The 6000-nt window shown below is 69.2% G+C and carries 6 protein-coding genes; 4 read left to right on the plus strand and 2 right to left on the minus strand.

Annotated features, from left to right (window positions below):
* The first annotated feature begins 278 nt into the window (after positions 1-278).
* The 4 genes from AB1460_RS13680 (at position 279) to AB1460_RS13695 (ending at position 5125) form a co-directional block, all read left to right on the plus strand.
* The gene (locus AB1460_RS13680) at positions 279-737 is read left to right on the plus strand and encodes a helix-turn-helix domain-containing protein (RefSeq protein ID WP_368961551.1); all 459 of its coding nucleotides are present in this window, start codon (positions 279-281) and stop codon (positions 735-737) included.
* 3 nt (positions 738-740) lie between these two features.
* A complete protein-coding gene (locus AB1460_RS13685; RefSeq protein WP_368961541.1) occupies positions 741-1295 on the plus strand; it encodes a PIN domain-containing protein in 555 nt (184 codons plus the stop codon).
* 597 nt (positions 1296-1892) lie between these two features.
* Positions 1893-4760 carry an ATP-binding protein gene (locus AB1460_RS13690; RefSeq protein ID WP_368961543.1) on the plus strand — a complete coding sequence of 956 codons (2868 nt, stop codon included), beginning with the start codon at positions 1893-1895 and terminating at the stop codon, positions 4758-4760.
* A 47-nt stretch (positions 4761-4807) separates the two neighbouring features.
* On the plus strand, positions 4808-5125 hold the full coding sequence (locus AB1460_RS13695; protein WP_368961545.1) for a hypothetical protein: 318 nt from the start codon (positions 4808-4810) through the stop codon (positions 5123-5125).
* Here the strand turns inward: AB1460_RS13695 and AB1460_RS13700 are convergent.
* A complete protein-coding gene (locus tag AB1460_RS13700) occupies positions 5049-5291 on the minus strand; it encodes an NAD-dependent epimerase/dehydratase family protein (protein WP_368961546.1) in 243 nt (80 codons plus the stop codon). The genes AB1460_RS13695 and AB1460_RS13700 overlap by 77 nt on opposite strands.
* A 92-nt stretch (positions 5292-5383) precedes the next feature.
* The coding region (locus AB1460_RS13705; RefSeq protein WP_368961548.1) for an ISAs1 family transposase at positions 5384-6000 on the minus strand (617 nt) is incomplete at its 5' end.

Here is a 6000-nt window from a genome sequence, read left to right on the forward strand (position 1 = left end):
GATGATCTGAAGTGGCGTCGCACAGCGCTCGGACGGCGGTGAACTGGCGTTGGCGCGACCTCGCGGTGGCCGGGGGTGGGAGTGCCTCACCGAACGCGGGAGCGTGGCCGTGGACGAGAGAGTCCTGCTCCAGGGGGCGCTAGCTGCCCAGGTCGTAGGCACGATGGGTGTCGGCCTACGCACCCGGGACTTGCGGATATTGCGTTTGTTGCGGATGATGCGGTTGGAGTCGCTGGGATCAGCGGACGAGGGCCATGGATGTTGGTGGGGTGGTGCGGATGCCCGGCCTGGTTGACGACGCCGCGGCGCGGCGGGACTCCGGTGCGGAGCTTGCTCGGCGTGCGGCGCGACGTATCAGTGAGTACCTCACGACACACCCTGGTGCTGATCAGGACACGATCAGGGGGGAGCTGGCGGGCGATGACGCCCTTGTGGTCCCGCGGGAGGCGACCGTCCTGCTTGCCAGGATCCTCCTGCTTCTGGCACAGGGGGAGAGTGTCAACGTCACGCCAGACTCCGCTGAGCTGACCACGCAGCAGGCAGCTGACTTCCTGAACGTGTCCCGGCCCTATCTGATCAGGCTGTTGGAGTCCGGCGAGATCCCGTTCCGTCTGGTCGGTACCCATCGGCGGGTCAGATTTCGTGACCTTCACGAGTATCGGAGTCGCGACGACCTGGAGCGCAGGGGTGCGGCCGACGACCTGACCGCGCTGACCGAGGAACTGGGGCTGTACTGACCGATGGCCTTCACGGTGGTCTATGACGCCAACGTGCTCTACCCGAACACGTTGCGCGATCTGCTGATCCGGATCGCGCAGTCGGGCCTGGTCCAGGCGAAGTGGACCAATGAGATCCTCGACGAGATGCTCGCCGCGGTCAGGCGAAACAGGCCGGAGATCTCGGCTGGGAAGCGCGACCGTCTCCGCAGTCTCATGAACGCATCCGTTCGGGACGTCCTGGTGTCCAGTTATGAGCCGCTGATCGACGGACTGAAGCTTCCCGACCCTGATGACCGGCACGTGCTGGCTGCCGCGATCAAGGCTGGCGCGCAGGTCATCGTCACCCGGAACCTGAAGGATTTCCCGGCTGCCGATCTGGAACCGTGGGCCGTGGAGGCGCAGTCGCCCGATGCCTTTGTGCTGGACCAGCTGAGCATTAGAGGGCAGGCGGTGGTGGCGGCCATCCAACAGATCGTGGACTCCCGTACGAAGCCGCCGGAGTCCGTCGACGATGTCCTGCGACAACTCGAACGTAGCGGACTCGTGGAATCGATAGCGGCACTTCGCGCTCTGTAACCGTGTCGGCGCTGGTGCCCGCGTGCTCGACCTGCGGATCGGTGACGACGGGCGGAGGGCCCGGCCGGCCCCGCGGCGACGGACCTTTCGCCAGCGGGGCGACGATGGCGAACTCGAAGCGACCGCGTTGATAGTCGACCCCTGCCATCCGGCTCAGAGACAGCACCGAGGGAAGATCGACGGCACCACGGTAAACTGGCGCACTTCCGCTCACGCCGGATCTGCATTTTCGCAGCTGAGCACAGCGATAACGTGAAATGAACGGCCAGTTCACCGTGGTCATCGACGCTTACCGCGCCGACCGGTCAGGCGTCTGACCAGTGATCTCTGGGTGGTCAGCGGTGGTAGACGTCGCGGCGGTGGTCGATGGCGACGACCGTGACAGGCGTGGCCTTGTCGTCGATGCGGTACGAGGGCGGTAGGTCGCGATGACCTCTGCCGCGGCGACGGCAGGGCCTCGTAGCTGCGCCGAGCGTCCGCCCGCTGAGGCGGACGCAGCAGCGCGCCCAGTCGGGATGGTGGATCACCCTCGGTGCCGGTCCGGGAGGACTCCTCGGATCGCTTGCTACGGAATGTGGTGGCGGGATACTTGAATGTATGAGCACGCTTGCGCCCGGTGCGGTGCCCGGCGGTGGCATCGTCGGACGGTACCGTGAGCTCGACGCGTTGCGGGCGTGGCTGGATGCCGCCCGTGATGGGGCTGGCCGGCTCGTTCTCTGCGTCGGTGAGCCGGGTATCGGCAAGACCCGGCTCGCCCAGGAGCTTGCTGGGGTTGCGCTCGCAGGTGGCACCACCGTCGCCTGGGGGCGGTGCGTCGAGGCCGAGGGCGCGCCGGCGTTCTGGCCGTGGCGTCAGGTCCTCCGCTCGCTCGGGGCCGATCCGGACGTTGTGCTGGGAGGTGACGTCGAGTCGCCCGAGGACCGGTTCCGGGTCTTCGACGCTGTAGCCGAGGCGGTGCGCGGCGTTGCCGACACGAACAGCGTGGCTGTCATCCTCGACGACATCCACTGGGGCGACGAGCCGTCGCTGCTCGTCCTGCGCCATCTCGCCGACCGGACAGCAGGCGCGCGGCTGTTGGTCTTCACCGCGTTCCGCGACGTCGGACCCGCCGGTGTCCTGCGTCGTGTGCTCCCGGACCTGCTGCGGTCACCGGCGGTCGAGCGTCTTGAGCTGCGTGGCTTCGGCCTCGACGAGGTGCGCGAACAGCTGTCGAGGACGGCGGTAGGTGAGTCCGTGGTCGGCGCCCGTGCCGTCCTCGACCTCACTGGTGGTAATCCACTGTTCGTCCGGGAAGTGGCACGCGCGATCGCGGACGGCACGTGGCAGCCGGACCGGCCGCCGCGCACTGTGCTCGACGCCGTCGCGGCGCGGCTCGACCGTGTTTCGGTCGACTGCCGTCGGTTGGTGCAGGCGGCGGGGATCGTCGGGCGTGACTTCTCGCTGGTGCTTGTCGCGGGGGCGCTCGACGAGCCTGTGGCATGGTGCCTTCCCCCGGTCGACGAGGCGATCGCCTACGGCCTGCTCGACCGGGTCGGCGACACCGGCAACTACCGGTTCGTCCACGCACTTACCCGTGACGCGGTCGAGGCGTCACTCACGACCGCGGACCGGGCGGCGCTGCACCGCGCGGTCGCCGAAGCGATCGAGGCACGCTTCGCCGGCGACCTCTCCGACCACCTTCCCGACATCGCCCGGCACTGGGCCAGCCTGGCCCCGTACGGCGAGGCCGTCACCGCCCGTGCGTGGGCGATCCGTGCCGCTGCCGACGCCGTACGACGTCTGGCTTACGAACAGGGCGTCCGGCTTTACCAGGCCGCGCTCGCGCTCGACGCGTCGTCGCTGCCCGATGTCGAACGCTGCCGGCTGCTGGTCGCGCTCGGCCGGGCGGCCTACTTCGCCGGCGACCTGCGCGGGTGTGTGAACGCCGCCGTGGAGGCGGCGGGTGCCGCGAGAGCAGCGCAGAGTCCCGAACTTGCGGGCGAGGCCGCTCTCGTCCTTGAAGCTGCTCCCACCTCCGGCGTCAACGCCGTCGCTGAACAGTTGTGCGAGCAGGCGCTGGCGGATCTCGGAGACAACGACCATGAGGGGCTGCGCGCGCGGCTGCTCGCCCAGCGCAGCCACCTGGCGTTCTACGACGGCGATCAGGACCGCGTCGCGTCGTTGAGCGTGGCGGCACTTGAGCTCGCCCGAGCCTCATGCGACGACCACGCGCTCGCCGACGCGCTGCGGGCCCGACAGGAGGCGCTCCCGGGCCCGGCCGGGCGGGCCGAGCGCCTGCTCCTCGCGACCGAGATGCTCGCGCTCGCGCGACGCACGAACGGCGCCCGTGCCGCCATGTGGGGTGAACTCTGGCGGATCGACGCGTTGATCGAGAGCGGGCAGCTCGCGGCCGCGGCCGAGGAGCTCCCCGCGTTGCGGGTCGCCGTCAGCCGGGTCGGCGGACCGGTCAGCGTGTGGCACCTCGACCGGGTCACCGCCTGCGTCGCCCAAGCGCAGGGCCGCTACGCCACAGCCGCCGCCGCCGGCCGGCGGGGATATGACCGGATGCGCGTGGTGGAACCCGCCCCGGCGACCGGCGCCTTCGCCGCGCTCCAGTGCGCGCTCGCCCATCACATCGGTGTCAACGACGAGGTGACCGCGTTGGCGCGGCGCCCGTTCGACCCCCCGCCGCGGTTCACGACAATGGCCTGGCTGTCGCGCGCCTTCCTGCTTCTGTGCGCGGGGCTCCCCGACGAGGCCATGGCGTCGTACCAGCAGGCCGGCCCGCTCGAGATGTGGTCGCTGCCCGCGTTCTTTGTTCTGCCCGGCTACGTGTACGGCGCCCTCGCAGCTGCCCGCCTCGGCCGCCACGATGACCTCACGGTGCTACTCGACCGGCTCGAGCAGTTCCGCGGCGAGCACGCTACCGGCAACGGGGTCGCCTACATGGGCCCGACCGAACTCACCCTCGGCCGCGGCGCCGCCGTTCTCGGCCGCCTCGACCTCGCCGTGGAGGACCTGGCCGTCGCGGCAGACCAGGCTGATCGGGCCGGCGCACCCGGCTACGTCGCCGAGGCGCGCTACCACCTCGCGGCGACGCTACTCACCCGCGACAGTCCCGGCGATCACGACCGTGCTACGGCTGCCGCCCGCGACGCCGACCGCCTCGCGCGAGCACTCGGCATGGCTGCCTACACCGATCGCACCGCCGCCCTGCTCGCGCAGCTCGACAACAAGGGGCGGCTGGCGGTCCCGCTGAGTCCACGCGAGACCCAGGTCGCCGGGCTGGTCGCCGAGGGCCTCACCAACCGCCAGATCGCCACCCGGCTCGTCCTCTCCGAACGCACCGCCCAGAACCATGTGCAGCACATCCTCACCAAACTCGGGTTCACCACCCGGAGCCAGATCGCCGCATGGCACGTGCACGCGCAGCTGAGTAGACCCATGAGTCATTCGGCGGATGCTCAGACTGTCGCGGATTCCTAGTGTTCGTCGTGCGGCCGCCCTGGCCGCACGACGAGCAGAGGACAACCATGCCCTGGATCACCGTGGCCACCCTGCCCATCGGGTCGATCGACCAGTACGACGCCGTACTCGCCCAGCTCGGCGGAGAACCCGACGGCCTCGTCGCCCGCTACGTCGGGACTGCCGACGGCACACTGCGCGTCGTCGCCCTGTGGGAATCGCAGGCCCACGCCGACCAGTTCTTCGCCCGTACGCTCGGCCCCGCGCTCGCTCGCGCGCTTGGCCCCGAACCAGCCGGCACACCCGAACTCATCGGGATCGACGTCGCGCGCAGCTACGTCCGCGAACCGGCCGCTGGGGTGCCAGAACTTGACCAGCGGCGTTGACCTGGTCTTTCAGTTGGAATCCCCGCAGGTACTGTAGCTGCTCGGCTTGCTGACCCCAAATAGGATTTCTACCACGGTTGAGAACAGCCACGTCATGACGTTCGATCAGCCTCGCGACAATGTGCCGTCCGATGAAGTTTGTCCCACCAAGCACAAGAATCCGCATACTTTCTCCAATCTATGGGGCAGGGCTCTTGCAAGAAGGCGTCATGACCTTGATGGTGTTGGATGTCGGGTTCAGGTGGAGTGGCGGGTTTGTCATGGAAAGCCGTGGAGGTTGAGTGCGGCGGTCGCGGTGACGTGGTCGAGGCGGCCTTCGGGGATGTAGCGGTAGCCCGCGGCGCGGATCGCGGTGATCACGGCGCCTCGGAAGATCGCGAGGGCTGCGGGGGCCCGGCCGGTCCTGCTGGTGGAGGCGTCCTCACCGAAAGTGACGTCGCGGACGTGGTGCTGGCGGTCCTCGATGTGCCAGTGCTGGCGGGCGAACGTCGCGAGCAGCGCGGCCCCTGCCTGCTCGAAGGTGAGGCTGGTGATCCCGTAGGCGGTCTCGCGGGTCGCCGGCCTGCTTTTCACCCGGCGCCAGCGGTGGATACGGATCGCCTGGGCCGCGTGGGGGAAGTCGAGGTGGGCGACGGTGGCGGCCTTGATCCCGCGGGTCTCGTCGTGGCCGTGGCCGTGGTCGCGGGTGGTGGCGCCGGTCGGGATCTCGGCCCAGGGCAGGCCGGCCAGGAACGCCCACATCGTCGGTTGATTTTTCTTGATCACGGCAAGGTAGTGGGCGTTCTTCGCGGTGACCAGCCAGTCGAGGTTGGCGCGCACGGTGTGGAGGGCATCGGCCGCGACCAGCACGTTCGTCAGGTCAAGGGGCCGTAGCA

Origin of the sequence: Parafrankia sp. FMc2 (genome assembly GCF_041008525.1) — a bacterium.
GTDB lineage: Bacteria > Actinomycetota > Actinomycetes > Frankiales > Frankiaceae > Parafrankia.